General features: G+C 57.9%; 24 protein-coding genes. 6 read left to right on the forward strand and 18 right to left on the reverse strand.

What is annotated here, in order from left to right:
• Window positions 1–61: 61 nt before the first annotated feature.
• The 10 genes from LGH70_RS11240 to LGH70_RS11285 all read right to left on the reverse strand — a co-directional run bounded on the left by LGH70_RS11240 (window position 62) and on the right by LGH70_RS11285 (window position 13,698).
• On the reverse strand, window positions 62–1,582 hold the full coding sequence (locus LGH70_RS11240) for a SusD/RagB family nutrient-binding outer membrane lipoprotein (RefSeq protein WP_226185576.1): 1,521 nt from the start codon (window positions 1,580–1,582) through the stop codon (window positions 62–64).
• 53 nt (window positions 1,583–1,635) lie between these two features.
• Window positions 1,636–4,833, reverse strand: a complete 3,198-nt coding sequence (locus LGH70_RS11245) for a SusC/RagA family TonB-linked outer membrane protein (RefSeq protein WP_226185578.1) — start codon at window positions 4,831–4,833, stop codon at window positions 1,636–1,638.
• A gap of 286 nt (window positions 4,834–5,119) precedes the next feature.
• A protein-coding gene (gene prfB / locus LGH70_RS11250; RefSeq protein ID WP_226185580.1) for a peptide chain release factor 2 occupies window positions 5,120–6,197 on the reverse strand; the annotation gives its coding sequence in 2 pieces (ribosomal slippage) (window positions 5,120–6,145 and window positions 6,147–6,197; 1,077 coding nt in all).
• A 116-nt stretch (window positions 6,198–6,313) separates the two neighbouring features.
• Window positions 6,314–7,378 carry a branched-chain amino acid aminotransferase gene (locus tag LGH70_RS11255; RefSeq protein WP_226185582.1) on the reverse strand — a complete coding sequence of 355 codons (1,065 nt, stop codon included), beginning with the start codon at window positions 7,376–7,378 and terminating at the stop codon, window positions 6,314–6,316.
• A 63-nt stretch (window positions 7,379–7,441) separates the two neighbouring features.
• Window positions 7,442–7,993, reverse strand: coding sequence for a cob(I)yrinic acid a,c-diamide adenosyltransferase (locus LGH70_RS11260; protein ID WP_226185583.1), 552 nt, complete (start codon window positions 7,991–7,993; stop codon window positions 7,442–7,444).
• Window positions 7,994–8,073: 80 nt separating this feature from the next.
• Complete coding sequence (locus LGH70_RS11265; protein ID WP_226185584.1) at window positions 8,074–8,802, reverse strand: ABC transporter ATP-binding protein; 729 nt, start codon at window positions 8,800–8,802, stop codon at window positions 8,074–8,076.
• Between the two features lie 11 nt (window positions 8,803–8,813).
• The gene (locus tag LGH70_RS11270) at window positions 8,814–11,864 is read right to left on the reverse strand and encodes a tetratricopeptide repeat protein (RefSeq protein WP_226185585.1); all 3,051 of its coding nucleotides are present in this window, start codon (window positions 11,862–11,864) and stop codon (window positions 8,814–8,816) included.
• A gap of 9 nt (window positions 11,865–11,873) precedes the next feature.
• The gene (gene gatC, locus LGH70_RS11275) at window positions 11,874–12,161 is read right to left on the reverse strand and encodes an Asp-tRNA(Asn)/Glu-tRNA(Gln) amidotransferase subunit GatC (RefSeq protein WP_135397914.1); all 288 of its coding nucleotides are present in this window, start codon (window positions 12,159–12,161) and stop codon (window positions 11,874–11,876) included.
• Window positions 12,162–12,186: 25 nt separating this feature from the next.
• On the reverse strand, window positions 12,187–13,044 hold the full coding sequence (locus LGH70_RS11280) for a lysophospholipid acyltransferase family protein (RefSeq protein WP_226185586.1): 858 nt from the start codon (window positions 13,042–13,044) through the stop codon (window positions 12,187–12,189).
• Between the two features lie 72 nt (window positions 13,045–13,116).
• Entirely contained in the window at window positions 13,117–13,698 is a 582-nt protein-coding gene (locus LGH70_RS11285) for an NUDIX domain-containing protein (RefSeq protein WP_226185587.1), read from the reverse strand.
• A gap of 493 nt (window positions 13,699–14,191) precedes the next feature.
• Between LGH70_RS11285 and LGH70_RS11290 the strand changes: the two genes are divergently transcribed.
• Window positions 14,192–14,383, forward strand: a complete 192-nt coding sequence (locus LGH70_RS11290; protein WP_226185588.1) for a hypothetical protein — start codon at window positions 14,192–14,194, stop codon at window positions 14,381–14,383.
• A 195-nt stretch (window positions 14,384–14,578) separates the two neighbouring features.
• A complete protein-coding gene (gene rnhB, locus LGH70_RS11295; RefSeq protein WP_226185954.1) occupies window positions 14,579–15,154 on the forward strand; it encodes a ribonuclease HII in 576 nt (191 codons plus the stop codon).
• Between the two features lie 185 nt (window positions 15,155–15,339).
• Here rnhB and LGH70_RS11300 read toward each other — a convergent pair whose 3' ends face one another.
• The 3 genes from LGH70_RS11300 to LGH70_RS11310 are packed head-to-tail and all read right to left on the reverse strand — an operon-like array spanning window position 15,340 to window position 17,774.
• Window positions 15,340–15,783 carry a response regulator gene (locus tag LGH70_RS11300; RefSeq protein ID WP_226185593.1) on the reverse strand — a complete coding sequence of 148 codons (444 nt, stop codon included), beginning with the start codon at window positions 15,781–15,783 and terminating at the stop codon, window positions 15,340–15,342.
• 54 nt (window positions 15,784–15,837) lie between these two features.
• A complete protein-coding gene (locus LGH70_RS11305) occupies window positions 15,838–17,379 on the reverse strand; it encodes a sensor histidine kinase (RefSeq protein WP_226185595.1) in 1,542 nt (513 codons plus the stop codon).
• 29 nt (window positions 17,380–17,408) lie between these two features.
• Window positions 17,409–17,774: a CZB domain-containing protein gene (locus tag LGH70_RS11310; protein ID WP_226185597.1), complete on the reverse strand. Its 366-nt coding sequence runs from the start codon at window positions 17,772–17,774 to the stop codon at window positions 17,409–17,411.
• A 206-nt stretch (window positions 17,775–17,980) separates the two neighbouring features.
• Here LGH70_RS11310 and gcvT point away from each other — a divergent pair, with 206 nt between their 5' ends.
• Window positions 17,981–19,087 carry a glycine cleavage system aminomethyltransferase GcvT gene (gcvT, locus tag LGH70_RS11315; RefSeq protein ID WP_226185599.1) on the forward strand — a complete coding sequence of 369 codons (1,107 nt, stop codon included), beginning with the start codon at window positions 17,981–17,983 and terminating at the stop codon, window positions 19,085–19,087.
• A gap of 95 nt (window positions 19,088–19,182) precedes the next feature.
• A complete protein-coding gene (locus LGH70_RS11320; RefSeq protein WP_226185601.1) occupies window positions 19,183–19,899 on the forward strand; it encodes a 2-phosphosulfolactate phosphatase in 717 nt (238 codons plus the stop codon).
• A 132-nt stretch (window positions 19,900–20,031) separates the two neighbouring features.
• On the opposite strand, the gene LGH70_RS11325 is transcribed toward LGH70_RS11320, so the two are convergent.
• Complete coding sequence (locus LGH70_RS11325) at window positions 20,032–20,358, reverse strand: nucleotide pyrophosphohydrolase (RefSeq protein WP_226185603.1); 327 nt, start codon at window positions 20,356–20,358, stop codon at window positions 20,032–20,034.
• A gap of 103 nt (window positions 20,359–20,461) precedes the next feature.
• Window positions 20,462–20,920, reverse strand: coding sequence for a D-aminoacyl-tRNA deacylase (gene dtd, locus LGH70_RS11330; protein WP_226185606.1), 459 nt, complete (start codon window positions 20,918–20,920; stop codon window positions 20,462–20,464).
• A gap of 95 nt (window positions 20,921–21,015) precedes the next feature.
• Here dtd and LGH70_RS11335 point away from each other — a divergent pair, with 95 nt between their 5' ends.
• Both LGH70_RS11335 and LGH70_RS11340 read left to right on the forward strand, forming a co-directional pair.
• Window positions 21,016–22,512, forward strand: a complete 1,497-nt coding sequence (locus LGH70_RS11335) for a hypothetical protein (protein ID WP_226185608.1) — start codon at window positions 21,016–21,018, stop codon at window positions 22,510–22,512.
• Window positions 22,513–22,654: 142 nt separating this feature from the next.
• Entirely contained in the window at window positions 22,655–23,248 is a 594-nt protein-coding gene (locus LGH70_RS11340; protein WP_226185610.1) for a hypothetical protein, read from the forward strand.
• Window positions 23,249–23,284: 36 nt separating this feature from the next.
• On the opposite strand, the gene mltG is transcribed toward LGH70_RS11340, so the two are convergent.
• The 3 genes from mltG to LGH70_RS11355 all read right to left on the reverse strand — a co-directional run bounded on the left by mltG (window position 23,285) and on the right by LGH70_RS11355 (window position 26,744).
• Window positions 23,285–24,355 (reverse strand): endolytic transglycosylase MltG, encoded by a 1,071-nt coding sequence (gene mltG, locus LGH70_RS11345; protein ID WP_226185612.1) that lies wholly within the window; start codon window positions 24,353–24,355, stop codon window positions 23,285–23,287.
• Between the two features lie 21 nt (window positions 24,356–24,376).
• Window positions 24,377–25,147: a class I SAM-dependent methyltransferase gene (locus tag LGH70_RS11350; protein WP_226185614.1), complete on the reverse strand. Its 771-nt coding sequence runs from the start codon at window positions 25,145–25,147 to the stop codon at window positions 24,377–24,379.
• Window positions 25,148–25,256: 109 nt separating this feature from the next.
• Window positions 25,257–26,744, reverse strand: coding sequence for a helix-turn-helix domain-containing protein (locus LGH70_RS11355; protein WP_226185616.1), 1,488 nt, complete (start codon window positions 26,742–26,744; stop codon window positions 25,257–25,259).
• Window positions 26,745–26,944 lie beyond the last annotated feature (200 nt).

The following is a 26,944-nucleotide window of genomic DNA, read 5'->3' on the forward strand; positions in this document are numbered from 1 at the left end:
CACAAAAAAGCCTCCCATTATGCAATGGGAGGCTTTTCTTACAAGAGTGTTTTGTTAGAAACTAGTTCTTAACATCCCACCACAGACGCGTGCGGATCACATCAGCACCCTGACGACCTACGGCCACTTTGTAATTCTCTTGGTTCAGCGACTGTTCGTTTGCTGGATAGGCGAAACGCACGGGGAGCTTACCACCGGCTGCTCCCTGAGGTGCTGCGGCCAAGCTCAGGAAAGGGTAGTCCAAACGACGCAGTTCCGACCAAGCTTCAACGCCTTGACCGTACAGAGCAATCCACTTTTGGGTACCGATGCTCTGCTTCTGCGCCTCCAAGCTGGTGCTGTTATACTTTACCAGAGGCTGGGCCAAGTAAGCATCAACGGCAGTAGCATCAACGATGCCATACTGGGCCATAGAGGCGCGAATAGCATTGTTGTAAGCTTCCTCAGCGCTACCTGTTACACCAGGAATCTGGCGGGCACGGGCTTCGGCAGTGAAGAACAATACTTCAGCATAGGTCATCAATACGCCTGGGGCATCGGGGCGAGTAAAGTAGTCGCCTACTTTCGACATGCTGCATAGCGGACCACGTGAGTTAACGGGGTTAGCCAAGCCGTTCTTCACACCCCGGTACAGACCCGTAGAGTCAGGAGCGGTGCCACCCGCGCCGCACTCAGCCGGGTTTGCATAGATGGGCAAACGAGGGTCATTCCGCCGGCTCAGCACCGACGTCATCGACTGGCTGATGCGGTGGTCGTCACGGGTCAGACGGTTTTCAAAGATTGGGTTGGTGTTGGGCTGAGCACCCAGGAACACAATCTGTGCGTTATCGGCATTGCTGGTCATCAGCAGGTTCGTACCGTTCAGCACATCTGCTACTTCCGTTCTAGACAAGTCCGGTTTCACATCGTAGATCCGCATGGCTAGACGCAGACGCAGCGAGTTGGAGAATTTCTCCCATCTCGTCATGTTACCGCCGTACATCACGTCACCACCTACGGGCAGAGGGCTCTTGGTCTTAAGTAAAGCAGTAGCCTGCTTCAGCTCGGCTAGAATGCCGGTGTAAACCGTTTCCTGCGTGTCGTACTTAGGAGTGATAATGTTTACTTCGTTCGAAAGCTTCAGCGCATCCGTGTAAGGAATTTCACCAAAGACATCCGTCAACACAGAGAAGTAGTAGCTGCGCATTATCATCGCAACTGCCTGCATGTTCGGGTTGTTGGTTTCCTTGCCGATGCGGAGCAATTCGTTGAAGTCCTTCAGACCACCAGGCAGAGCAGCAGTACCGGTATAGAAACCGTCCCAGATGCTCTGATAAGAAGTAGCACGGAAGCCATACCGGTCTTCAGTGGTGTACTGCGACTTGGCCCAGTGCTGAGCAATCAGCAAACCGCCGTCCATGTTCACCGGTACGTCAAACAGACGAAAGGCAGTAGCCGTTTCAGCGCCTGTCAGCAGCGTTTCGGGGCTAACCGTCAGAGGGTTATTCGGGTTGGTGTTGAGTTCATCAAACCCTTTTTCGCATGCGCCAAGGCCCAGGGCCAGCGGCAGCATTAGTGCGATTTTATTGTATTTGGACAACATAGTGAGTAAAGAGAGGGTAGGATGGGCTGCTCCCGAAGGAGCAGCACCAATGATTACAGGGTCAGGTTGATGTTGAAGCCGTAGCTACGAACCGAAGGAATCTGAGTGGATTCCAGGCCCTGAACGTTACCACTATTGAAAGAAGTTTCCGGATCGATACCGGGAACTTTCGAGCTGATCAGCCACAGGTTACGACCAACGGCCGAAACACCAATGCCTTTCAGGAAAGTTTTGTCTACGATGGACTTGGGCAGTTGATAGCCCAGACGAACTTCACGCAGTTTCACGAACGATGCGTCGTACACGCTGCTGGAACGAACCAAGCCGTTGAAGCCATAGTAGTAGCCGCCGTAGTAATCCTGAGCCGATACGGGTACATCGTTTTTGATGTAGGATACGCCATCGGGAGCCAGCATTACGCCTTCGCCAATGATGCCGGTTTCACGACCATAAATGGTATTGGCCAGCGAGCCGGTGTAGTTGCCCCACATGTTGGTTTCGCTTTGCAGCTGACCACCCTGACGGGTATCAATGGTAAAGCTGAAATCAACGCCTTTGAAGCCGAAGCGGTTGGTGATACCACCTACCCAGTCGGGCGTGTAAGAACCCAGGATCTTACGGTTAGGATCACCTACTGGCAAGCCCCCATCATAGATGATCTGGCCATCGGGAGCACGCAGGAAGTCTTCAGCGAAGATTACACCGTATTTCTCACCAATACGAGCTTCGATGTTTACGCCAAAGCCGGAAGCACCCAGGATCAGGTTTTTGATCTGACCTTCGTCATCGAACTTCACCACTTTGTTGCGGTTAGCAGCGAAGTTGGTCGTAATGTTCCACTGGAAGGCGCTGGTAGCGGGCAGGGGAGCAATGTTCAGGATGGCTTCAACACCCTTGTTGGATACTTCACCAGCGTTCAACACTTTGAAAAGGTAGCCAGTCGATCCAGAAACGGGCACGTTCAGGATTTGGTCAGTCGTCGTCGACTGATAAGCCGTTACATCCAGACCAATACGATCTTGCAGGAAGCGTACTTCGAAACCAGCCTCTACCGAGTTTGTGCGCTCAGGCTTCAGGTCTGGAGTGAAGAGCGTGTTGAAGTAGGTCTGCTGAGCGTTGCTGCCGAAAGGTGTACGGCCGGGGTAGATAGCCTCCAGCTGGTAAGGGTTGGTGTCGTTGCCAACTTGAGCATAGCCACCACGAACCTTAGCAAACGACAAGACCGATTCGGTGATGCCCAAAGCTTCGGTCAGAACCAGCGAAGCATCTACCGAAGGGTAGAAGAACGAGCGGTTGTTGGCAGGCAGAGTAGAGGTCCAGTCATTACGGGCGGTAATACCCAGGAATGCGAAGTTCTTATAGCCCAAACGAGCCGAACCGTAGATCGAATTGATCCGGTTTTCGGTTACTGGGTTCAGGACGTTGGCATTGTTGTCGTTGCTCGAACCGAAGTTGTTGCCGGTTACCAAGGGAGCACCGGCGTTGCCCAATGAGTACAGGCCTGGTACAGCCAGCTCAGGAGCTGCCACTACGTTACGGTTCTGACGGTTGTCACGACGGTTAGCACCGATCAGGCCATCAATGTTGATGTCCTCCGTCAGGTTACGGTTTACCGTAGCCAGGAACTCGGTGTTGCGCTCTAGTACGAAGATACGCTCTTCCGTGTAGTCGTCTTGGATGGCGTTGTCGCGCGACTCAGGAGCCACGCGGCGCTGGTTGAACTGGTTGTAAATGTCGTTCGTGGTACGAGCCGTCAGGTTCAGCCAGTCGGTGAGGGCGTAAGTCAACGTCAGGTTGCCGATAACACGGTCACGCTCGTCGTCGTTGGTGCACTCGTTCAGGATATAGTATGGGTTGCTCGAATACACCTGAATCCAGTTGTAGTTCCGGCTGCCTTCGCGGCCACCCTGCTCGTAGATGTCTTTCAGGTCAGAAAGCTTCACCTGACGACCGAACCACGTGTAGAGCTGCTGCATTACGTTCAGCTCGTCGTAGCCCTGGCTTGGGCGACGGCCGCGCGTGTTGGAATAGTTGATGTTGGTGCTCAGCTTGAACTTGTTGGTGATGTCGACACCACCATTTACGTTCACCGTGTTACGCTTCAGGAACGTGTTGGGCAGAATGCCTTTCTGGTCCAGGTTCGTAAACGATACGCGGATACCAGCTTTGTCATTGCCACCCGAGAGAGCTACGTTGTTGGTCAGCGTACGGCCGGTCTCGAAGAAGTTGCGCACGTTGTCTTTACCTGGGCTAACCCAAGGAGTTGGTACACGCACGCCATTTACAACAGGCGAGTTGTATTGGGGAATCAGACGGCCGTCCAATTTAGGACCCCAGCTTTCATCCACGTTGTCACCGTCGCCGCCACCGGCACCATCTACGTACTCAAAGCTACCGTAGCCCTGGCCGTACTGATCCTGGAATTTGGGGATAACAAGAGGCGTTTCAAACGAAGTGGTGCTGTTGACGCTGATACCAATACCGCGCGACTTACGGCCGCTTTTGGTCGTGATAACTACCACGCCGTTTACACCGCGGGTACCGTACAGAGCTGCTGCGTTGGCACCTTTCAGTACCGTCATCGACTCGATGTCGTCGGGGTTGATGTCCGAGGCACCGTTACCATAGTCAACGCCGCCGCTGCCGGGCGAAGTGCCTACTGCGTTGGTGAAGTTAGAGTTGTCGATTGGCTGACCGTCAATTACGAACAGCGGCTGGTTATTGTTTTGAATAGATTTCGCACCGCGGATCAGAATACGCGACGAGCTACCAGGAGTACCGGAGCTGTTCGAAATCTGAACACCGGCAACCTTACCAGTCAGCGAGTTAACCACGTTGGTTTCACGAGCCTGGGTCAGTTCAGCGCCTTTTACGTCCTGTACGGAGTAGCCAAGGCTCTTTTTCTGCTCCTCACGGCCCAGAGCCGTCACGACTACTTCGCCGAGCTGCTTGGTGTCCGTGTTCAAACCCACGTCAATCGTGGTAGAGGTACCGATAGGACGGTCAACTGCTACGTAGCCGATTGAGGTGAACGAGAGTGTGGTAGCCGTAGCCGGAACGCTGAGCGAGTAGGAACCGTCAGCACCGGTTGAAGCACCCACAGTGGTGCCCTTTACGATGACGGTAACCCCAGGTAAACCCTGCCCGTTCGCACGGTCAGTAACCCTTCCTGAAATGGTCCGGTCCTGCGCGATGGCCTGCTGCAACAGGCTAGTCATCAGCAGGATGACCATAAATAAGAGTTTTTTCATTGGATAGTTAGTTTGGTGAGTGAAAAGGTGAAGAAAGAAGTTAGGAAAGTGGGCGAATAGGGCAAGTATAGAGGTAAAAACCCCATTTAGCAACTTTTAGGAAACATAGGGAAGGCCTGCTGCTGCCACGCTTTTTCATTATCTCCGGCACTATTTCCTCATATCTGTCTCAGTATAAGTGCCCGACCTGCACACGCCCCATCCTAAATATAGGCATTTTGCCTGCAGGATGGGGCATGAAACAGGGGTGTTTATGGAATAAATTTATTCTAATATATAACTTTCCCTAGTTCTGCATTAAGTACCCCTTGATGTACTCGTCCAAGTCACCATCGAGTACGGCTTGCACATCGGTACGCTCAATGCCGGTGCGGAGGTCTTTGATGAGCTTGTAAGGGTGCAGCACATAGTTGCGAATCTGGGAGCCAAAGTCGATTCGCTTCTTGCCCGCCTCGATTTTATCGCGCTCAGCGTTGCGCTTATCCATCTCTACCTGGTAGAGCCGCGACTTCAGCATGCGCAGGGCATGCTCCTTGTTCATGAGCTGCGAGCGTTCAATCTGCACGGCAATGATGATACCTGAGGGAGCGTGGGTTAGGCGAACCGCGGTTTCGACTTTGTTCACGTTCTGACCGCCTGCGCCACCGGCCCGGTACGTGTCCCAGGTAATATCCGCCGGGTTAATCAGGATGTTGATAGTATCATCGACTACCGGATAGGCAAAAACGGACGCAAAAGACGTGTGGCGCCGTCCGCTGCTGTCGAAAGGCGACATGCGCACCAGGCGGTGCACACCAATCTCACTTTTCAGGTAGCCGTAGGCAAAGTCGCCCGTGATTTCCAGGGAGGCCGACTTAATGCCTGCGCCCTCACCGGGCTGGTAGCTGAGCTGCCGCACCGTAAAGCCGTGCTTTTCGCCCCACATGATGTACATGCGCATCAGCATCTCGGCCCAGTCCTGGCTTTCGGTACCACCCGCGCCGGGGTTGATGTCGATAATGGCGGAAAGCTGGTCTTCCTCATCGGAGAGCATGCGCTTGAACTCCAACTGCTCCACCAGCTTCTGGGCTGAGTCAAACTCCTGCTGGATTTCGGCTTCCGTTACGTCGCCTTCCCGGTAGAAGTCAAACAGGACTTCTACTTCTCCAACGGCGCTTTCAACCGCCTCGAAGTCATCAGTCCAAACTTTTATGGTTTTTATCTCCTTCAGAATCGTCTCCGCTTTCTTGGAGTCGTTCCAAAAGTCGGGGGCGGCGGTCTGCTTCTCGGTTTCTACGACTTGCGCTTTGCGGGTATCGTAGTCAAAGGTACCTCCTCAAGGCCTCAACGCGGCCCTTCAATTCCTTAACCTGGTCTTGGGTCATGGGAAAAAAAGATTGAATGAAAAAATGGGTAAGTGGCAAAGGTAGGTAATGCAAAACGCCTGCTCCGGATAAAATATCCAGAGCAGGCGCCGTTATTTTGCGTAGAAGAAACAGGACTATACCTGTACCATCCACTGGTGGGTATCGGCAGCTTCGCCGGTCCGGATGGCACTGAGCATTGCGCTGGCCTTGTGGGAAAAGGAGTTGACAGTCGGGGTGGGCAGTTCGTAGTCCTTGCCTTGGAAGCCAATGGTAGCAATGGGCGCAATAGTAGCGGCAGTGCCTACACCGAAGGCCTCCTGCAGCGTGCCATCGGCTTGCGCCGCCATGATTTCCGTAGCCGACACCTTGCGCTCCTCAACCGTAAGGCCCAGGTCCAGGGCTACCTGCAGTACGCTTTTGCGCGTAATTCCGTCCAGAATCGACGTGCTCAACGCAGGGGTAATGACTTTACCATCGATGACGAACATAACGTTCATCGTGCCCGATTCTTCAATAAACTGGTGGGCCGAGGAATCAGTCCAGAGCAGCTGGTGGTAGCCTTCCTGCTGGGCCAGCTTGGTGGGCCACATGGCGGCGCCGTAGTTGCCGGCTGCTTTGGCGTAGCCAGCCCCACCTTCTGCCGAGCGCACAAACTTCTCTTCGAAACGCACCCGCAGCGGCTTGTTATAGTACAAGCCTACGGGGCAGGTGAAAATCATGAAGCGGTAGCTGTCGGAAGGCCGCACCCCGATGAAACCGTCGGTGGCAAACATGAAGGGGCGGATGTAGAGGGCACTGCCGGGGGCATCGGGCACCCAGTTGGCATCGAGGCGAATCAGCTGAGACAGGCCCTGCATAAACAGCTCCTCCGGAATCGAGGGCATGCACATACGTTCAGCCGACAGGTTCAGGCGGTTCAGATTATCGTAGGGGCGGAACAGGGCAATGTCACCCTGGGGGTTCTTATAGGCTTTCATGCCCTCAAAAATGGCCTGCCCGTAGTGCAGAGCCGAGTTGGCGGGACTCACGGCCATGTCGCCGTAGGGCACAATCTGGGGCTCCTGCCATTCGCCATCCTGATAGTCGACAACAAACATGTGGTCGGAAAATACCTTGCCGAATTCGAGGCGGTCAGGATCCAGCTGCTGCAGGCGAGAGGCCGAGGTACGCTGGGTCCGAATAGTGAGAGTGTCGAGCATAATGCAGGATAGTGGGAGAGTGGGAGAAGAGCGGGTAGGAAAACGGTATTTCCTGAAACGTGCCTAGGAGAGGCGCGGTTTCCAGGTAACTTCTTCGGCACCTAATTCGTGCGCCATTTGCCGGCTGAGCACAAAAAGATAATCCGATAGACGGTTCAGGTACATAACGACGAGGTCGGCCACGAAAGAGTCTTCGCGCAGGGCAATGACCAGCCGCTCGGCGCGGCGGCACACGCAGCGGGCCACGTGGGCGTAGGAAACGGAGGGGTGGCCACCGGGCAGAATAAACACCCGCAGCTCGGGCAGGTCTTCATTCATGCGGTCCATTTCCCGCTCCAGCAACAGGATGTCCTCATCGTGCAAATCCGGAATTTTCATCTTCGACTTTTCCGGGTCGGAGGCTAGGGCTGCGCCCATGGTGAAAAGCCGGTCCTGAATTTCCTTCAGCAGGTCGCGGCGGGAATGGTTTACCTCCTGGTCGCGCACCAAACCGATGTAGGAGTTAAGCTCGTCGACGGTGCCGTAGCACTCGATGCGCAGGCTGGATTTGGGTACGCGGGTGCCGCCAATTAGGGACGTGAGGCCTTGGTCGCCGGTTTTGGTGTATATTTTCATGCGTTGGGCGAAGGACAGAAGGCAAGAGCTGAGGTTGCAGAGACCGTACTAAACAAAATAGTCAGCTCTATGTCGGTTGCTCAGCGCGGCGAGGTTAGCTGCTCGTGGTGGTTGGCAATGTCGGTATTGATGTTATCCGACTCTACCAGCCCGTCGCGCAGGCGCACGATGCGGTGGGCGTAGCGGGCAATATCTTCCTCGTGGGTTACCATAATGATGGTATTTCCCTTCACGTAGAGCGCCTCAAACAAGTCCATGATTTCGTAGCTGGTCTTGGTGTCGAGGTTACCCGTGGGCTCATCGGCCAGGATAATACTGGGGTCGTTGACCAGGGCCCGGGCAATGGCCACGCGCTGGCGCTGGCCGCCGCTAAGCTCATTGGGCCGGTGCTTGGCGCGGGTGTCGAGGCCGACGCTTTTGAGGGCTAGCATGGCTTTTTCTTCCCGTTGGCTTTTGCTGTAGCCGGCATAAATCAGCGGCAGAGCCACATTGTCGAGGGAAGTAGCGCGGGGCAGCAGGTTAAACGTCTGGAAAACGAACCCGATTTCCTTGTTGCGCACCTCGGCCAGCTGGTTATCCGTCATGCGGCTCACGTCCTTGCCGTTCAGGATATAATTGCCCCGCGTCGGCGTGTCGAGGCAGCCCACGATGTTCATCAGCGTGGATTTGCCCGAGCCCGAAGGACCCATGAAGGCAACGTACTCGCCGCGCTGAATAGTGATGGTGACAGACCGTAGCGCCTGAATGAGCTCGGTGCCCATTTGGTATTCCTTCGCAATGTCGTGCGTTTCGATTACTGGGGGTAGCATAGGCCGCTCGGTTAGTTCCAGGGGGTAGCGGTAGCCGCCTGAGTGGCCCGCTGCGCGTTGTACTTTGAAAGAAAGGTACTGTATTCCGCCGGGGAAAGCAACGGGCGCAGTTTTTCCAGGGAAGCACTGGCGTATTCGCTTAATCCGGCCGGAATAGCGGCCAGAGTGTAGGCTTTAAGCAGTGCTACCGACTCGGGATTATACTCCAGGCCTTTCAGCAGGGCATTGTAGGCCGGCATATCCTGCTGCTGGCTCAGGTAGAAGTCGGCGGCGGCCAACACTGCTTCCTCCAAGAACGGCGCCTCCCGCACAACCTGGGCAAACAGCTGGGTAGCGCGGGGCTTTTTGCCTTCCAATGCTGCCAGTGCCGCCTGATAGTAGAGCCGCTGGGGCTGGTGCTGCCGGCTGAAGTAGCCCGCTTGCAGCAGCTGCTGTAAAGGGGCGCGCTGTTGGCTGCGTAAGTAGATCTGCCCACGTAGCACGTTCCAGGCCGAAGCCGATTCGGTTTTGACGGCAGCTTTGGGGCCAAACAGCTCCACGGCTTGCTGGGCTTCGGCTAGCCGCCCGGCCTGCACCGCCCGCGGAATTTGGGCCAGCAGGGCCGCCTCACGCGAAGCCGGAGTGCCCAGCGCCGCTGCTCTCGGAATCAGGCTTTCGGGGTTGAGCGTGCCACCCCGCAGTACCAGATACTGCGCTTTCACCGAATCGGGTGCGGCAGCGTACTGGCTGCTAAAATCCAGGTTCAGAACGGATACTACCCGGCGGGCCCGGCGACTGGTGCCAAACGTTTGGTCAGCCACAGCGCGGCCCGCGGACACCCGCGCCGAATCGGGCTGATTCTGCAGGGCCTGGGCGTAGGCCCGAAATAAGGCTGCTTCCGCGTAGCCGTTCCGGTTGGCAGCGGCAAAGTGGGCAGAGGCCGGGGAGTAGAGGCCTTGCTCCAGCAGCCACAGCCCCCACAAGTTCTGGTAGTAGGCACTGCCCGCTGAGTTGCCGGTCGTAAGGGGCAGCAGCGTGGTTTGGGCACCCACTACCTGCCCGCCATAGTTCTGGGTCAGGGCGCGCAGGAAAGTTAGCTGATCAAAATAGGGGTTGTTTTCGGGCTGCTGGGCCAGGCGCGTCAGCAGTTGCAGCTGACTCGTGTCGCCGAGGGCCGCCCGGCGCAGGCCGTCGTGGTAGAGCCGGGCAAAATCGGCCGTTGATAAAACCGGAGAAGGGGGAGTGGCCGGCTGCGGCAGTTCAGGAGCGCCGCTGAGCAGGTTGAGCAACGACACGTTGCTGGCCCAGGCTGGGCTGACCTCTTTTGGTTGCTCCTGAATAAACTTGCGGGCTGCTTCGCCCTGCTGGGTTTGCAGCAGAAAAGCCAGCCGATTGGCCCGGACCACCGAGCTGTTAGGCGCCAGGGCTTCGGCCTGCTGCAGGTAATACTCTACCGAGTCGGTCAGGGCCGAGCGGGTGTAAAGCTGGGCCAGGTCGTTGGCCAAGCGCGCACTGCGGGGCGTATGCTTGATGCCCTGGCGCAGTACCTGAAGCCGGTCGAAAAAGTCGCCGGGCTCGTTGTATAGCGCAGCCAGGCGGAGGGAAATCTTCTCCGACGGCGCCCGGTCTAGGGCCCGCCGCAAGGCATTAATCTCGTTTTGCCGCTGGGACCGGAAATGGTAAAGCGCCGCCCGGCCCATACTGGCGCGGTGGTTGTGCTGGTCCAGCATGTCGCTCTCGGCATAGTAGCGTTCCGCCAGCAGGGCCAGCCCGTCGCCGTTGGGTTGCTCCTCGCTTTGCAGCCGGGTCAGGTCGCCCACGTTGTTGAAGTAGCCCGCCTGCACCCGGTCCACGACGTAAAAGTTGTTGCGCATCTCCACGGCAATGATGCTGCCGATGCCTACTACATATACAATGTAAAAAGGCAGGCGGCGGGGCTCATATACTACCCGAAACACGCGCAGCTTTTGTCGGATTAGGGTAACGAAGTTGAACAGCAGGTACAGCAGGAACGCCGCGCCTACGGCCAGCAAGGCCAGGCCCGTGAAGTCGCGGGCGGCGGCCAGCAGCGGGTCGTTAGCCGTAGCAAAGGCAAAGCCCAGAAAGCCCGCGGCCAACGTAACCAAGAGTAAGAGCAGCACCTGGGCCGAAGCCAGGGGCACCCACTGGCCGAAGCTAGCGGCACGGCGCGGCAGGTTCAGCCAACTAATAATGAGAGCGGGCAGTAGCAGCACCAGCGGGTCGAGGTGCACGCCGGGGAGAATGAGCAACTCCCCGTTGTTCCAGTAGTACATCAGCAGCGTGCCCAGGTAGAGGCTGCTGACCAGCAAAAACGGCAGCAACCCGAAGCGGCTGCCGGGGTTTTCGGCCTGGGTATTAAACCAGAGCAACCCAAAAATATTCTCAACCCCGAGCCAGAGCACCAGCAAGGCCAGCACTACGGCGCCGCTGCTCGTGGCATAGCTCACCAGGTGCAGCGCCGTGGTATCGGCCGGATTGTCGCTGCGCAGAAACAGCAGGGTGCTCAGCCCCGCTACTAGCAGGGCAAAAGTCAGCAGGCGGTAGCCAAAGGAAACGTCCGTCCAGAAGGCGTGAAACACGTAAGCGGGCACAGCCAGGGCCAGCAGCGTCAGCACTAGGAAATACTGCTCGCGCGAGTCGAAAATGCCCAGCAGGTCGGCATTCAACGACATCAGGAAAAAGATCAGCAAAGCCATGCCGGCCACGAAAGAAAAGCGGGGCAGGCGGCTGATGACGGCCAGGTAAAAAACCAGGCAGAAAGCCACCAAGCCCAGCAGCAGAGCTGCGGCATCAGGCCGCACGAAAGGGCCGGTGACGTCGTGGGTTTCCGTAACGAGGTAGCCGTTTGCGCGCACCGGCAGCTCATCGAGGCCGATACGCACCTGCCGCAGCACCGTAGGCACGGGCTTGAGCTGAGCTATTTCCTGAACCCGCAGCGTGAAGTCGTTGCCAGTGAAGTAGTAATAGACGGCCAGGCCGACGGAAATACCGGCCGCCAAACCCAGCGCCCACAGGACGCTGCGCCAGCCAGTGGAGCGCGGAGACGAAAGAAGAAGGGCCAAGGGAAAAGGTTATTCCAGCACTTTAGGCACGCGGAAGTAGTCGGAATCCTTGCGCGGGGCGTTGCGCAGGCCTTCCTGGTGGCTCACGGAGTTGCGGGCCTCATCGGGCCGCAGCACGTTGATTTCGTGCGACAAATGCACCAGCGGCTCCACGTTGGTCGTGTCCAGCTCGCTCAGCTGCGCTACCCAATCCAGAATTTTGTTCAGGTCGCCCAGCATCTGCTGCTCTTTGGTGGCGTCAAATTCGAGGCGGGAAAGATGGGCCAGTTTGCGCAGGGTTGATAAATCGGTGCTCACGGAAAGAGAAAATAAGAAGTTCAGATTACGAATTAGGCAACCCCAGCTCCGCGTTTGGGGGCGTAGCCGGGGTGGAGGTAGCCCCTGCTTCCGCAGAGGCCTGGGGCTTGGGCCGCACGAGCGAGGGCTCCGGAATACCGGCGGCTTCGGGGCGGAAGGCGCTGGCAATAGTACGAAAAGCCTGGTCCCGGAGCCGGGGCACGTCGGCGCTGGTCAGGCCCTGGGTGAAGATGGGCTCGTGAATCACGACCTGCAGCGGCGTGTAGCGCACCCGGATACCACCAACATCGGGCATGAAGCGGTGGTTCAGGGGCATCGAAACCGGCACGATGGGCACGCCGGTAGCAATAGCCAGCTGGAAGGCGCCGTCCTTGAAGGGTACCATCTCCTCGCCGGGCTTCTTGGAAATGGTGCCTTCCGGGAAAATGACCACCGAGCGGCCCGCCTCCAGGCTTTGCTTGGCCTGCACCATGGCCCGGCCCCGGCTCACGGCGCTGTTGCGGTTCACGGTGATGTAAACGCTGCCGAACACCGGACCCCAGAGCGGTACATTGGCCAAGGCGCTTTTGCCGATGATGTTCAGAAAGCCCGGAATGGCCTTGAACAGGACCGGAATGTCGATGTAGGAGCTGTGGTTGGAAACGTAGATGCAGGGCTGGGACTTGGGCAGTGGGTTCTTGCGCACGATGTCAACCGGCATGCCCCACATCCGGATGGCGAAAGTGGACCAGCCCCGGTTGATGCCGTGCAGGTACTTGTGCAGGGACGGGCGCCGCCCCAGCACTACCTGAATGGGGTAGGTGACAAAAAAGGGCAGCACAAACCAGAACGTGCTCCACGTGGTGTAGATGCGGTGCCAGATATAACGCAACAGTCGACCCATACCGCAAAAATACGAGACAGAAACTTAGAAGCGGCCAGCCAATGCCCTACGGGCTGGCCGGCTCGGGCCGATTTACCCCCGGCGGGCGTTGAGGATGCGTTCCGCTTTCAGCAGCCCGGCCACGCTGATGGCGTCCGTGATGCGGTTATCCATCACCATGGCCACTGCTTCGGTCAGGGGCAGCTTCCAGAGGCGCAAATCTTCGGTTTCTTCGGGCTCCACGTCGCCGGCTTCCAGCTCCTCAGCCAAAAACACGAAGCCTTCCTCATCCGTGACGGAGTTGGAGGTGTGCAGGCGGGCAATATTGGTCCAGCGGCGGGCCGTAAAGCCGGTTTCCTCCTTCAGCTCACGCTGCGCCGATTCGAGAATGTCCAATTCTACCGGGCCGCCGCCCATCGGAATTTCCCAGGAGTACTCATTCAAGGGGTAGCGGTACTGGCCTACCAGCCACGTGTTGCCGTCGGCATCCACCGGGATAATGCCCAGGGCCTTATTCTTCATCGTAACGACCCCATAAATGCCCCGGCCGCCCTTGGGGTTGATAACCTGGTCTTCCCGAACCCGAATCCAGGGGTTCTGATACGTCACTTCCGAGCTGAGCACCTGCCACGGATTATGGGTTTCATCAAAGTCGGGAGAAGGAATATGGCTCATAAAAGCAGGCGTAAGTAAAAAGGCTTGACATGGCAAAGGTACAATTTCGGAAGTAGCCGAAAAGCGCCTTTGTTGTCCGTCGGGCTGCAAGCTGGGTTAGTCGGGTGAGAACCCTCGTTTGACAAAAAACGGCGCAATAAATGTCTGAGAGCAAGTAGTTTTGTCGTAGAAAGGAACCAGCACAAACAGAGGTTGTGGAAAGGAAGTCTCTGTTTGTGTGCTCTGACCGGGCTAAGGAGTAGGGTGGATGAATTTCTGCCGGTCATTGCAAAATAAAGAGCCGTTGCCAAGAGCAGCGGCTTTTTTTGTGCCCATACGGCTCGGGTGCCTGAAGCCAAAATCTTATAGGCACCATAAGCCGCTTCCGGCCAACCCCGACACTACGGGCCGCGTACCAAGCAGAAACCGACTGTTTACATCCCAGTCGGCCCCGGATATTTTTATGGCAAATCAACCCAAAAATCAGTCCGCTCAGGCCCAGCCCGGAGACCCTTTGTTTAACCTGAAACACGCTCAAGCCGAAGCCGAATTAATCCAGAATACGGGTGGTCTTGGCCCGATTACCAACGAATACGTTAGCACCGACGAAGACGCGGCCCTCGACGAAGGACCGCGTGACAAGCAAGGCTTCCGCCGTGGCGAGTCGGGCACGCCTGATGTCGGCACTACCGCCGGCCGCCATTAAAGTGGTGCAATGGCGAGCCGGAACTCGGGCGGCACTAGCAGCCCATTCAGAGTAAAGCTTGCCCATTACCCACAACACCCAAGTTAAGACTCCTCTAAAAAGGGCCTCTCCGGTTGCTGCGGCTGCCGGGGAGGCCTTTTTGTTTGCCGCCGGTTTTGGGCCGGGCCGGCCGGAGGCCGTACCTTCGCCGGTATGATGCTGCTTGCCTCCCACACTGGCCTTTCGCGGGAAGCGGGCCTCGATGAAGCCGGCCGGGGCTGCCTGGCCGGACCGGTTTTCGCCGCCGCCGTTATTCTGCCGCCCGATTTTGCCCCCGCCTACCTCAACGACTCCAAACTGATGACGGCCCGGCGCCGGGAGGTGATTCGACACGAGATATGCCGGGAAGCCATAGCCTGGGCCGTGGGCGAGGCCAATACTGCGGAAATTGCCGCCATCAACATTGCCCAGGCCAGTTATCTGGCCATGCACCGCGCCGTGGCGTTGCTGGCCCAGCGCCCCGAGCACCTCATTGTGGATGGCAACCGTTTTCGGGCGTACCCCGACATTGAGCACACCTGCTTTATCAAAGGCGACGGACGCTACCGCAGCATTGCTGCGGCCTCGGTGCTGGCCAAAACCTTCCGCGACGACCGGATGCACGAGCTGGCCCGGGAGTATCCGATGTACGGGTGGGAGCAAAATGCCGGCTACCCCACCGAAAAGCACCGCGCCGCCATCCGGGAATATGGCCCGTCTGAGCACCACCGTATGGGCTTCCGCCTGCTATAGGGCAAGGTGCTACTGCAGAACTCCTGCCCTGGCGAGGAGGCACGAGCAAGCAACCCGGCCTCTGAAATGTGCTCAACCTTCTAAAATAGAAAGCCCCTTGCTACGGCGGTAGTAAGGGGCTTTCTGGTAAAAGGGGGGGGGCACCAGCGGAGGACAGATTGCTCGGTGCCTCGCAATGACACAACTTAATCCTTCAGACGAAGCAGGTCCAGGAAGAGGCTGAAGCCGTCGACGGTGGAGCCGCCTTCCCCGAACTTATCGAAGTTCAGGGGCTTGATGATGTAGCCGCTCACGGCTAGGTCGCGGGCTTTCAGGCGGTCCGTTTCCAGGTCGGAAGTCGTCATGATGAATACGTTCAGGCCCACGAACTCGGGGTCGGAGCGCAGGGTGTCCAGGAGTTCCAGGCCGTTCATGCGGGGCATATTGATGTCGAGCATCACCACGCTGGGCTTACTTATTGGGTTCTGGCCACCCTCGCCACGAAGCAGGTGCAGGGCTTCCCGGCCATTTTTGGCAATGTGAAGCGGCACGTTGATATCGTGCTTACGCAGTTCGCGCTGCACGTTCATAATGTCCATCTGGTCGTCTTCAACAAGAAGAATGCTGGGGGCAAAAGCGTCGGTCGACATATGAGTGAGGGAAAGACAAGTCAAAAACTACCCTCTATACGGGAAAGACGATATTCAGACGGTTTTGGGTGGGGTTTGTAGGGCGGCCGTCCGGCGCTCGGCGTGCACAGCCCGTTCCTTAGGCCAGGTAAAGATGAAGCTAGCCCCCTGTCCTTCTGTCGATTCAACGTGGATGGTGCCGCCCTGGCGCTCCACAATTTTCTTGACAATTGCCAGCCCTACTCCCGTGCTTTCCAGCGTATCGCGCTCCACCAGGGTCTGAAAAATGACGAATATCCGCTCGTGGTATTCCGGGTCGATGCCGGGGCCGTTGTCGGACACGGTGAAGGTGTACTGCTGCCGGTCTTCGCGGCAGCCGATGCGCACCAGCCCGTTTTCGGGGTGGTCGTGATACTTCAGCGCGTTGCTGATCAGGTTGCTGAATACCTGCTGCAGCTGCACGCGGTTGGACACCATGGTGGGCAGGTAGGAGGGCAGCTCTACCCGAAAGCCGGGCGGGGGCGCCAGGGAGTCCACGATTTCGTTGAGCAGCTCCCGCACGTTGATGCGCTCATCGGCCTGCTTGGTGCGCCCGATGCGGGCCAGGTCCAGAATGCCGCTGATCAGGTTTTCCATGCGGTGTACCCGGGCGCGCATCAGCATGAGAAACTCCCGGATGTGGTCGGGCACGTTGTCGCCCATGTCTTCCTCAATCCAGCGCGAGGCGCTTTCAATGCCCCGGAGCGGCGCTTTCAAATCGTGCGACACCACGTAGGCAAACTGGTCGAGCTCCTGGTTGCGGCGCTCCAGCTGCGTAATAGTCGAGTCGATGGTGCGGGCCATTACGTTGAGCGAGTCGGCCAGCTCCGTCAGCTCGTCCTGGTCAGTGTCCTGAATGCGGGTGTTGTAGTCGCCGGTGGCAATCTGGGTAGAGAGGCCCACCATCATATCGATGCGGCGGGCAATGAGGCGGGTGATGTAGGAGGCCCACAGCAACCCAATGCCAATGGCCAGCACCGTCACAATAATGGAAATCATGCGCGTCTGCCGGATGCTGTCCTCCAGCTTCTGCCGTACTTTTTCGCGCTCAATCAGCTCGGTGCGCTCGAAGCCGGCAAACAGCACCCGGATCTGGTCCATGATCTGCTTGCCGGTCAGGCTTTCGGCCAGGGTACGGTGCTCCATGCCCTCCATGGCAATCTGGTTGGGGTCGCGGCGGCGGGCTTCCCGCTTTTCGCTGATCAACAGGTGGGAGTAGGCCGACCACTGCTGGTAGAGGCGCTGGGTGCGCGCAATGCGGGCGTACTGCGGGTCGTCGGCGTCGATCTGGCTGCGCAGCTGGGTAAAACGGCTCAGCAGCTCCTGCTCTCCTTTATAGTAGGGCTGCAACACGGCCTCGCTCCCGATAAGCATGTAGCCCCGAAAGCCCGATTCCATGTCGATGATGTTGCGAAACAGCGCCGAGGTTTCGGCCGTGATAAGCTGGGAAGCCTGTACCCGCTCGGAGTTGCGCAGCACCTGGCGCGAGAGCTGGTAGTTGACGAACACCACAGTGGCAAACAGGGCCGAAATGACCAGGAAGCCCGCAAATAGTTTGGTAGAAAGCTTGAGCTTCATGCAGGGCAGCTACTGACAAAGTGGTGCAATTAGCGAGGCGTACGCAGCTTGTCCTGGATAGTTTGCAGCAGTTGCGTGATTCGGTCGGTGAGGGGCAGCAGGTCGCTCAGGCCTTCGCGGGCCTGCTCGGTGAAGCCCTGCAGGTACATATCCATTAGCTCGTTGGCTTGCTGATGCACTTGGCGGTGGGCCCGGTCGAGAGCGGCCCATTCGGGCACGTGGCCCCACGCGCTGCGACGGCGCTCCGTAATCCAGATACCGAGGCTGCACTGGTCCGGGTCGCGGGCGGGCCCTTCGGCCAGGGCGCTGCCGTAGAGGAAGGACCGGAGCTTGGACTTGAACAGCAGGTGTTTGAGCATAGCCGTTTCGAAGTCCTGTTTAAGATTTAAATCCATAGATAATTGCCCTGCGCAGGCACACTGAAGGAAAGGGCCGCCAGTAAGCCGGCCCCGAAAATAAGGCTGCCACAGCCCCGTGGCAAAGATAGAAGTGAGCCGCAATGGTTGAGGCTGTACGGTCCGGCCGGTGGAAATGGCTAATTTCGCCCGGTCCTTTCTCCGGAACCTTCGCAAAACCTTTTCACTACCTCCCAACCCGCCCCATGGCCGAAGAACTCAAAACCGTTGTCCTGAATGACGTGCACCAGCAGCTAGGTGCCAAAATGGTCCCCTTTGCCGGCTACAACATGCCCGTGCGCTACTCTTCCGACCTCGACGAGCACCGCACCGTGCGGCGGGCCGTGGGGATGTTCGACGTATCGCACATGGGCGAGTTCCGGGTGCGCGGCCCCCAGGCCCTCGACCTGATTCAGCGCGTGACCAGCAACGATGCCAGTAAGCTCACCGACGGCAAAGCCCAGTATTCATGCCTGCCCAACCAGGAAGGCGGCATCGTAGACGACCTTTTGGTGTATAAGCTGGCCGATGAAGACTACATGCTGGTGGTAAACGCCTCCAACATCGACAAGGACTGGAACTGGATTAGCCAGTTTAACACGGGCGGCGCCGACATGGAAAACATTTCCGACCAGACCAGCCTGTTTGCGGTGCAGGGACCCAAGGCCGCCGAAGCCCTGCAGAGCCTGACCGATACGGACCTAAGTAGCATCCCGTACTACTCATTCGTGCAGGGCACGTTTGCCGGGGCACCCAACGTCATCATCTCGGCTACGGGCTATACCGGTGCAGGCGGCTTCGAGCTGTATATTCCCAACGAGCACGCCCAGCAAGTGTGGGACAAGATTATGGCAGCCGGCCAGCCGTTTGGTTTGAAGCCCATCGGCCTGGGGGCCCGCGACACGCTGCGCCTGGAAATGGGTTTCTCGCTCTACGGCAACGATATTGACGACACCACCTCGCCGCTGGAAGCGGGCCTGGGCTGGATTACCAAGTTCACCAAGGAGTTCACCAACTCGGCCAGCCTGAAGGCCCAGAAGGAGCAGGGCGTAACGCGCAAGCTGGTGGCGTTTTTGATGGACGGTCCCGGTATTCCGCGCAGCCACTACGAGCTGGTGAACGAGGCCGGCGAGAAAATCGGAGAGGTTACTTCCGGCACCCAGTCGCCTTCTTTGAGCAAGGGCATCGGCCTGGGCTACGTGAAAACCGAGTTCAGCACGCCCGGCAGCCAGATTTTCGTGCAGGTCCGCGGTAAGAACTTCCCCGCTACGGTAGTGAAGCTGCCCTTCGTGAAAGGCACGGAAGAGGCGTAAGCGGCCCTGTTGGCTTTTTTGATTTCAGCGTCATGCTTCATCGGGCGTCCGCCAGATGAAGCATGACGCTCTTTTTGTATTCATATTCTTAGAAAATGCCCTCACTCGATATTTGCTTTAGTCCGGAGTTGTTGCCGTTGTATGCGTTGCGGGGAAAAGTGGCGGTGGTCGTTGATATTCTGCGGGCCACTTCTTCGATTGTAACGGCACTGGCCGCCGGCGTTTCGCACATCGTGCCCTTCAGCGAGCTGGACGACTGCCGGGCCATGGCCGCGCAGGGCTACCTGACGGCCGCTGAGCGCGACGGGCGGCAGGCCGAAGGCTTCGACTTGGGCAACTCGCCTTTCGGCTACCTCGACGGCGTGCTGCCGGTGCAGGGCCGGGGCGTGGCCATTACGACTACCAACGGCACCCGGGCCCTGCACTTGTCATTGGCGGCTGATGCCGTGGTGGTGGGTGCTTTCCTGAACCTGGAAGCCGTAGCGCGGTTTGTGCGGGCCCAGGGCAAAGATGTGGTGGTGGTGTGCGCCGGCTGGAAAGGCATGTTCAATCTAGAAGACACGCTCTTTGGCGGCGCTCTGGCCGAGCGGCTGGCAGCCGATTTTGATACCGTCGGCAGCGACGCGACCCTGGCGGCCCACCACCTGTGGCAGCAGGCCCAGGCGGACCTGGCCAGTTACCTACTACAGTCGGCGCACGTGCGGCGGCTGAACGGGCTGGAAGCTAACAAGGACTTTGAGTACTGTATCCAGCTCGATACGCACGATATACTGCCCATCTGGCAAGAGAAGCGGCTGGTGGCTCACGCATAGGCGGCTCGCCAAAAGCCGCGCCGATGCCACTCGAAATTCTACAGGTGCCTCACGAATCCTTTGCGCGCGCCTAGGGGGGCTTTCGAGCACTATTGAAACTGTTTCGGCCAGCGCTTAAGTCTGTCGGATGGGTTAGCGCAGCTTCTCGTTTTGCTGGTGACGGTCGGCGTCGCGCAGGGTTTTCTTCTCCAGGTTGCGCTGTAGGGCCTCAGTCAGGTTCACGCCGGTTTGGTTGGCCAGGCAAATAACGACGAACAGCACGTCGGCCAGCTCGTCGGCCAGCACCTTGTCACGGTCAGAGGCCTTGAAAGACTGCTCCCCGTACTGCCGGGCAATGATGCGGGCTACTTCGCCCACTTCCTCCGTGAGCATGGCCATGTTGGTCAGCTCATTGAAATACCGCACGCCGGTGGTCTGAATCCAGGTGTCGACGGTTTTTTGGGCTTCCTCGATGGTCATGATGTGTAGGCAAAAGGGTGAAAGGGTATGGGAGTAGAAGGGCAGAAAAGGGAAACGTGTCTTTGCGCAGTACGAAGCAATGACATATTGCCCTCACACTCGCTTATCCTTGAGCTCCTTCCGGCGAATCAAGGACGATAGTGACGGGGCCGTCGTTGAGGAGGTGCACCTGCATGTCGGCGCCAAACTCGCCGGTGGGTACGGGCTGGCCCAGTAGCGTTTCGAGCAGGGCCACAAACTGCTGGTAGAGCGGAATGGCGACGGGGGGCGGGGCAGCCCCGGTGTAGCTGGGCCGGTTGCCTTTGCGGGCATCGGCGAGCAGCGTAAACTGGCTTACGACCAGCACCTGGCCCTGGATGTCCTGCACGCTGCGGTTCATCTTGCCTTCCTCGTCGCCGAAGATGCGCAACTGTACCAGCTTGCGGGCTATCCAGTCGAGGGATTTTAGGTTGTCGTCAGGGGTAAAACCGGCCAGTACCAGCAGGCCGGGGCCAATCTGGCCAGTGATGCGCCCCTCGACGGTGACGCTGGCTTCGCTAACGCGCTGGATAACTACTCGCATACGGGGTAGGAGCGGAAAACAGAAAGAGGATAAGGTCGCGCCGTTTTTTCGTACTTCGCGGCGCCACTCGGCATTCCGCGCACGCAACGCACCCAATGGCCGACACGAAGAACGACAATCCGACGACAAAAAACGCGCTTTTCCTGGTGCTGGCCTTGCTGGCAGTAGCGGCCGTGCGCCTGTACCGTCTGGAGGAAGCTGCCCTGCCCGACTACGACTCGGTGCGCAACTGGCAGATTGTGCAGGAAATAGCCCACGGCAACTTTCGTAATCTGTTTCACCACGGCAGCCCCGGCTTCTCGGTGCTTTACGTGCCCGTGGCCTGGGGTACGACCAACTTCCACGTCTTTCAATTCCTGAATGCCCTGCTGGCTGTAGCGGCTGTGGGTGCCCTGGCCTGGTTCGTGACGAAAGCGGCCCGCCTCACGGCGCTGGAAACGGCTTTGCTCACGCTCTTTATCGGTACTTCGGTGTTTCTCACCTTCTCGGGCCGCGACTTTACTATGGGCTCGGCCTCGCTGCTGGTGTTTGCGAGCCTGCTGCGGGCGTATTACCAACGGCTGCTTACTCCGAACAGCCGGGCCTTGCTTGTAGCGGCCGTCTGGCTGGCGGTGGGACTGAGCATCAACTACAAGTTCATCCTGACCTTGCCCATTCTGTCGGTTTTCGAGCTGTTACAGCGCGACGGACTGTTGGGGCGGCAGCGCAACTGGCTGCGGGTGTTGGGTATCCTGGTCGCGCCATTCGTGGTGTTTGGGCTGGTGGGCGTGCTGGCCGGGCTGCCCTGGTACCGGTGGCCGGCGGTGTACTACAATGTGCTGTTTCCGGGCGCGCCCAACGCGGCGGGCCGGCAGGGCAGCGTGCAGCTGGATGTAACCTTCTACCTGTGGTTTCTGGCGCGCTACGAGTCGTGGCTGGTGCTGGCAGGAGTGGCGCTGGTACCGCTGCTGTGGTGGCGGGAGCTGTTCCGGGAGCTGCGGCGCATCAATCTGGTGCGCTATCTGGCCGTGTGGGCCTATGCGTATCTGGCGGGCATGTCGTTGCTACTGAAAGCGCCGCGGGGGCTGCTGCTGGCGTATGGCCTTTTCTATACCCTGGCTTTCCTGACGTTGCGCCGCAAGGTGCCGGGCTGGCAGCTGGCGGTGATAATCTTGCTGGCCTGCGCTTTCAATATGTACCAGGTTAAAGAGGAAGTGTATGACTACACGCCCAGCAGCTACCCACAGGTAACGCAGTGGCTGCGGCAGCACCAGGCTACGAAGGTGGTGAGTACAGTGGGCCTGGGCCTGGCCCCGTTCGGGGTGGATTCGGTGGTTAGCATTACTTCCGAAAAGCAGCTGCCGGCCCTGCGCAAGCGCGGCTTTCAGTATGTGCTGCTGGATGACTACTACCGGGTAACCAACGTGCAGCAGTTTGATTCGCTGGGTCGGCAGCAGCCCATAGCCGCCTGGCCGGAGCCCATGCTGACCTCACCGCTGCTGAACCTGGAGCACATCGAATACACGGGGCTTAGCGTGGAGGAAACGATAAAAATGCAGCGTTTAGCTAAGATGCCTGAGCTAAAGCAGCTTCGGCTGTATCGGCTGCGGTAAGGAGCCGGTGCTGGTGCCGCGAGTCTGGAGACTCGCCGCGTGTATCGGCCGACAGACGCGGCTGCGCCGAAGTCTGTGGCCAGAGTGGGTACTTGAAAAATGTGTTTTTTACAACTTAAATCTTAAAGTAGAATCAATAAATATGAACACTATAGAAGAACTGATTGGTCTGCACCCATTCGCTTTTCTGGGTAACCTGGAAATATATTGCTTTGTCGATAAGTCGCAGATGACCGAAGCAGAGATGATAAATTTTGTCAAATCTAATGCGTCTTATTTTCAATGTATAAGCTTGGATTTTTGGGATTATGATAAAAGAATAGAGTACCGCGACTTCGCATATTTAGATAGTGAAGAAAAAACATATCCTTATATGGTTGAGTATGAAGTTAACGGTATAGATATAGAAATAATCTGTAGAAGTGACGGTTATGTGTTTATGGCTTATGAATGGCCGAAAAAGCCAATGCTCTTACTAGATTCTCTTGCTGAGTTTTTTGGCGACTATTGCCGTGGTAAGGAGGTTGATGCGGTAGTAGGGTTTGAACTATTGTTCGATGAGGATTCTGCCGTTGGAGATATGATAAAAGAATACTCAACGTTTCCATTGTATGCAATCCATTTGGCTGATGATATTACTATTGTAAAGCATAAAAATGAGATAGATACTGAATATGATAAGCTGGATAAGGTGTATGATATTGTTGCTGATAAATTGGTAAAAATATTCAGGTAAATAAATCGAGCTAATATGTAATTGGTAAACAAGAATTTACCGCAGAATCTTCAGGCTATCCAACGTGCGCTGGTATTTGCGGGCGTTGCGCTTGTGCTGGGCGTAGGTTTCGGCGAAGTCGGAGAAGCCGCTCCGGTCGGGGCGGGCACAGAAGAAATAGTACTGGTGAGCCGCGGGTTTCAGCACGGCATTCAGGCTGGAGCGGTTGGCCGAGGTGATGGGCCCTGGCGGCAGGCCTTTGTGTTTGTAGGTGTTGTAGGGCGAGTCCACGAGCTTATCCTTATTCAGCACGCGCTTCACCCCGAAGTTGCCGATGGCCCAGAGCAAGGTGGGGTCGGCCTGCAGGCGCATGCCCGTGCGCAGCCGGTTCAGGTATACGCCCGCAATGATGGGCTTGTCGGTGGGCTCTGAGGTTTCGCGCTGTACAATACTGGCCAGCACATGTACCTGGGTAGGCGTCAGCTTCAGCGAATCGGCCTGACGCCGCCGCTCCGCAGTCCAGAATCGGTGGTGCATGGCCGCCGCCGAGTCCAGAAACTGCGTGGCCGAGGTGTTCCACAGAAACCGGTAGGGGCCCGGCAGAAACATCGTCAGAATAGTCGTGGTATCGAGCTGGTAGCGGCGCAGCAGCTGGCCGTTGTCGTTGAGCAGCCGGCGCAGCTGGGCCGAGTCGGCTTCGAGCTGGCGGGCTACCTGGCGCACCAGTTGAGGCTTGTACTTGAAAGCGTCGATGGTAAAAGCCACCGTGTCCTGCTGGCCCAGCCGTAGCTTGTCAAGCAGCGCCGAGTTGCCCAGTTCGGGCGTAAGCAGGTAGCGACCAGGCTGCACGTGGGCCGGATAGTCGCGCCAGCGGGCCACCTGCGCGAAGGTTTCCGGGTCACGCAGCAGCTCGTGCCTAGTCAGGGAGTCGAGCACGGCCTGAAAAGAGGAGCCCGAGCGGATGTAGAGGTAGGCTGGGCCGAAAGCCGACGCCGTTACGTTGGGTTTCCAGAGCAGCTGCCAGGCTTTATACAAAACTACGCTGCCGGCCAGCAGCAACACGGGAAGTAAAACCCGGGCCACCCGCCACCACAGGGCAGGAGGTTGGGAAGGATGCTGTACACTCAAAATACGAAACTACGGCTTGTTTTAGGGCTTTGTGGCTTTGGCCACCACCCGCCGCCAGACAAAGGTAAAGTCTCCGTCGGCAACCTCCTGAATCTGGAACTGCCGTCGGGCCATGACGGAGGCATTGCGGAACTCGCCCCGCACCTGAATGGCGCTGTTGCCTTTGCAGCCGGCCTTGTCCAGCCAGTCGTTCAGGCCCATGGCAGCATCGGCCTCCGGCTCCCCGATTTCCTCGACCCACAGGCCCGCTTCCCCGATGGCCGTGCGCCATTCCTGGGGCGAGAGGTTGCGGGCGTGCGAAGGGTCGCGCAGCTTTTCCACGCGGTTCTGCCACTCGCTCACCTTGGGCTCGTTGTCGGGCACGGCGGTATCGGCCAGCAAAAACCGGCCGCCGGGCCGCAGCACGCGCGCTACTTCGGCCAGAAACTGCGGCACGGAGGTGAAATGATGCGGCGCCACCCGGCAGGTAACCACGGTGAAGGAGCCATCCGGAAACGGCAGCGCCTCGGCTGCCCCAACCACCCACGTGACATTGGTAACATCCAGCTCCTGCTGCCGCTTCTGGGCCTGGGCCAGCATGCCCGTCGACACATCCAGGCCCACCACCGACCGTACCAGCGGCGCGAAGGCCAGGGCCGTAAAGCCCGTACCGGTGGCTACATCCAGTACAATATCGGTGGGCTGCGCGCTGGCGTGCTCCAGTAGCCACCGGAGCAGGGCCTCGCTCCAGGTATTCCACTGGGCATTGTAGTGCGGGGCCTGGCGGTCAAACTGTTCTTTGGCGGAAGACATGGCAGTTGGTTGTAGGTTGGTGCACTCTCAGGATGGTCAACAGGACGTTCGATTACTTCTAACGGGAACGAGCACCTAAAAACCAAAAAACAGCCGCCAAAAGCAACTTTTACCCCGCATTCACCAGCGTGGCAATGGCGGTTTCCAACTCCTGAGTGCGCTGCTTCCGCTCAATCTCGACGGGCGCGGCGGCCCGCACTTCGCAGTCGTATATGGCGCACCGCTCGCAGGTTTCATTTACGATGCGGACCGGAATGGCGGGGTCGTCGAGGAAGGTGACCTTTTGGCGCAGGTTGTCATCACAGAGCAAGCCCACGGTGACGCTTACGGCCGGCTCGTTGGGGCCGCCGGCCCGGGCCAGGGTCAGGCACAGGTACTCATCATCGGTACCGAAGTAGCGGGAGCGTTGGGCCGAAATAGCCGTGGTGGGCATGGGGGCAGCGGGTTGCTGACGCAGCTCCGAAATCAGGCGCAACGACACCCAGCGGCGGCAGTAGTGCTCGTGCAGCTCGTTGCCGTGGGGGTTGTGCAGGCGCGAGAGGTGCAGCTCCTTGGTCAGCACAAACGCCGCCTCGGCATTGGCCTGGTCGAAGCGCAGGAAGAACAGGCTTTGCAGGCCGAAGTGGCGGGGCAGCAGGTTGGTGATGCGCTGCATGAACATCTCCGGCGACACGTCATACTTGGTAATCAGGTCCAGAAACGCCGTAGGGTCCCACTTCTTGCTGGCAAATAGCTTCTGAAAGTCCCGGGTGAGGCTTTCCTCTTCCATCAGCAGCGCCCCGGCAAAGTAGGACGCCTTGAAGTTGTTGAGCACCTCATCGAAGCTGCGCACCGGGAAGCTGGCATTCACGTAGGGCCGCTCCCGCAGGTTCAGGTAGTTGAAAGCAATTTCGCGGCCCAGCACAAAGGCTTCCTGGGCACCGCTCAGGCCTGGGCGCATCAGCAGGCGCTTGGTTTTGGGCTGAAATACGGAGCGCAACCGCCCCAGACTGACGTATTCGCCCAGCTTGGTGCGGTCGACGGTATAGCCATATTTATCGGTAAGCACCCGTTCCAGCTGCCGGGTGGCGAAGGGCGCGGCTACCAGCAGCTTTTCCTGCACGATAAAAGTGCGCACGTCCTGCTCCAGCTCCTCAAAGTAGTTGTCGTGCATTTCCTGGTAGGAGCGCAGCGCCGCCAGAAAGAAGTGCTCCTGCCGCATCTCGTAGTTGCGGGCTATTTCAAACAGCGTCCCGATGAAGGCATTCATCTTGGCCGGCGCGTCCGAAATCAGCTCCACGATGCGGATCGGGTCCAAGCCGAACATCTCCAGCGGGAATTCCTTGAGCAGATCCGACTGCAGCAGCTCGGAAATCGGCTCCAGCTTGCGGCTCAGCGTCAGGGAGGTCAGCTGGTCGTAGCTTACTTCCAGCACCTTGCTGAGGCTCAGTATTTTATCAGCTTTGGGGTATTTCTTGCCCTTTTCAATCTCATTCAGGTAGGAAACCGAAACGTCGCAGGCCCGCGCCAGCTCGGCGGGGGTGAAGCCGCGCTCTTGCCGCAGCTCCCGCAGCTTTAAACCAAAAATTAAGCGGACAACCTGACCGTGACTAAGCATAAGGTGAGTACAGAAGTAGGCTCGGCAGCCAGAAACCGGGAAGCCGGGGCAGCTACAAGAAAAAGAGAGTGAGGCGAAACCGTGGTAAAAGTAGGTAAAAACAAGCTTTTGTAAATTTTAGCGAATATTCGCTTGACTTATAAAATTCGCTGGCGTATGTTTGGTCATATCCTTTCCAGCTTTCCTACAACCATCCTGCT

The sequence above is a fragment of the Hymenobacter nitidus genome (genome assembly GCF_020447315.1).
Taxonomy (GTDB): Bacteria; Bacteroidota; Bacteroidia; order Cytophagales; family Hymenobacteraceae; genus Hymenobacter; species Hymenobacter nitidus.

Coding starts and splice junctions, on each gene's coding strand:
- LGH70_RS11355 (WP_226185616.1), bottom strand. CDS start 26,744: ATGCTTAGTCACGGTCAGGTTGTCCGCTTAATTTTTGGTTTAAAGCTG.
- LGH70_RS11280 (WP_226185586.1), bottom strand. CDS start 13,044: ATGGGTCGACTGTTGCGTTATATCTGGCACCGCATCTACACCACGTGG.
- LGH70_RS11265 (WP_226185584.1), bottom strand. CDS start 8,802: ATGCTACCCCCAGTAATCGAAACGCACGACATTGCGAAGGAATACCAA.
- LGH70_RS11325 (WP_226185603.1), bottom strand. CDS start 20,358: ATGACCATCGAGGAAGCCCAAAAAACCGTCGACACCTGGATTCAGACC.
- gcvT (WP_226185599.1), top strand. CDS start 17,981: ATGGCCGAAGAACTCAAAACCGTTGTCCTGAATGACGTGCACCAGCAG.
- LGH70_RS11350 (WP_226185614.1), bottom strand. CDS start 25,147: ATGTCTTCCGCCAAAGAACAGTTTGACCGCCAGGCCCCGCACTACAAT.
- LGH70_RS11305 (WP_226185595.1), bottom strand. CDS start 17,379: ATGAAGCTCAAGCTTTCTACCAAACTATTTGCGGGCTTCCTGGTCATT.
- LGH70_RS11310 (WP_226185597.1), bottom strand. CDS start 17,774: ATGGATTTAAATCTTAAACAGGACTTCGAAACGGCTATGCTCAAACAC.
- LGH70_RS11260 (WP_226185583.1), bottom strand. CDS start 7,993: ATGAAAATATACACCAAAACCGGCGACCAAGGCCTCACGTCCCTAATT.
- dtd (WP_226185606.1), bottom strand. CDS start 20,920: ATGCGAGTAGTTATCCAGCGCGTTAGCGAAGCCAGCGTCACCGTCGAG.
- LGH70_RS11340 (WP_226185610.1), top strand. CDS start 22,655: ATGAACACTATAGAAGAACTGATTGGTCTGCACCCATTCGCTTTTCTG.
- LGH70_RS11245 (WP_226185578.1), bottom strand. CDS start 4,833: ATGAAAAAACTCTTATTTATGGTCATCCTGCTGATGACTAGCCTGTTG.
- LGH70_RS11285 (WP_226185587.1), bottom strand. CDS start 13,698: ATGAGCCATATTCCTTCTCCCGACTTTGATGAAACCCATAATCCGTGG.
- LGH70_RS11335 (WP_226185608.1), top strand. CDS start 21,016: ATGGCCGACACGAAGAACGACAATCCGACGACAAAAAACGCGCTTTTC.
- LGH70_RS11320 (WP_226185601.1), top strand. CDS start 19,183: ATGCCCTCACTCGATATTTGCTTTAGTCCGGAGTTGTTGCCGTTGTAT.
- rnhB (WP_226185954.1), top strand. CDS start 14,579: ATGCTGCTTGCCTCCCACACTGGCCTTTCGCGGGAAGCGGGCCTCGAT.
- LGH70_RS11300 (WP_226185593.1), bottom strand. CDS start 15,783: ATGTCGACCGACGCTTTTGCCCCCAGCATTCTTCTTGTTGAAGACGAC.
- LGH70_RS11240 (WP_226185576.1), bottom strand. CDS start 1,582: ATGTTGTCCAAATACAATAAAATCGCACTAATGCTGCCGCTGGCCCTG.
- LGH70_RS11255 (WP_226185582.1), bottom strand. CDS start 7,378: ATGCTCGACACTCTCACTATTCGGACCCAGCGTACCTCGGCCTCTCGC.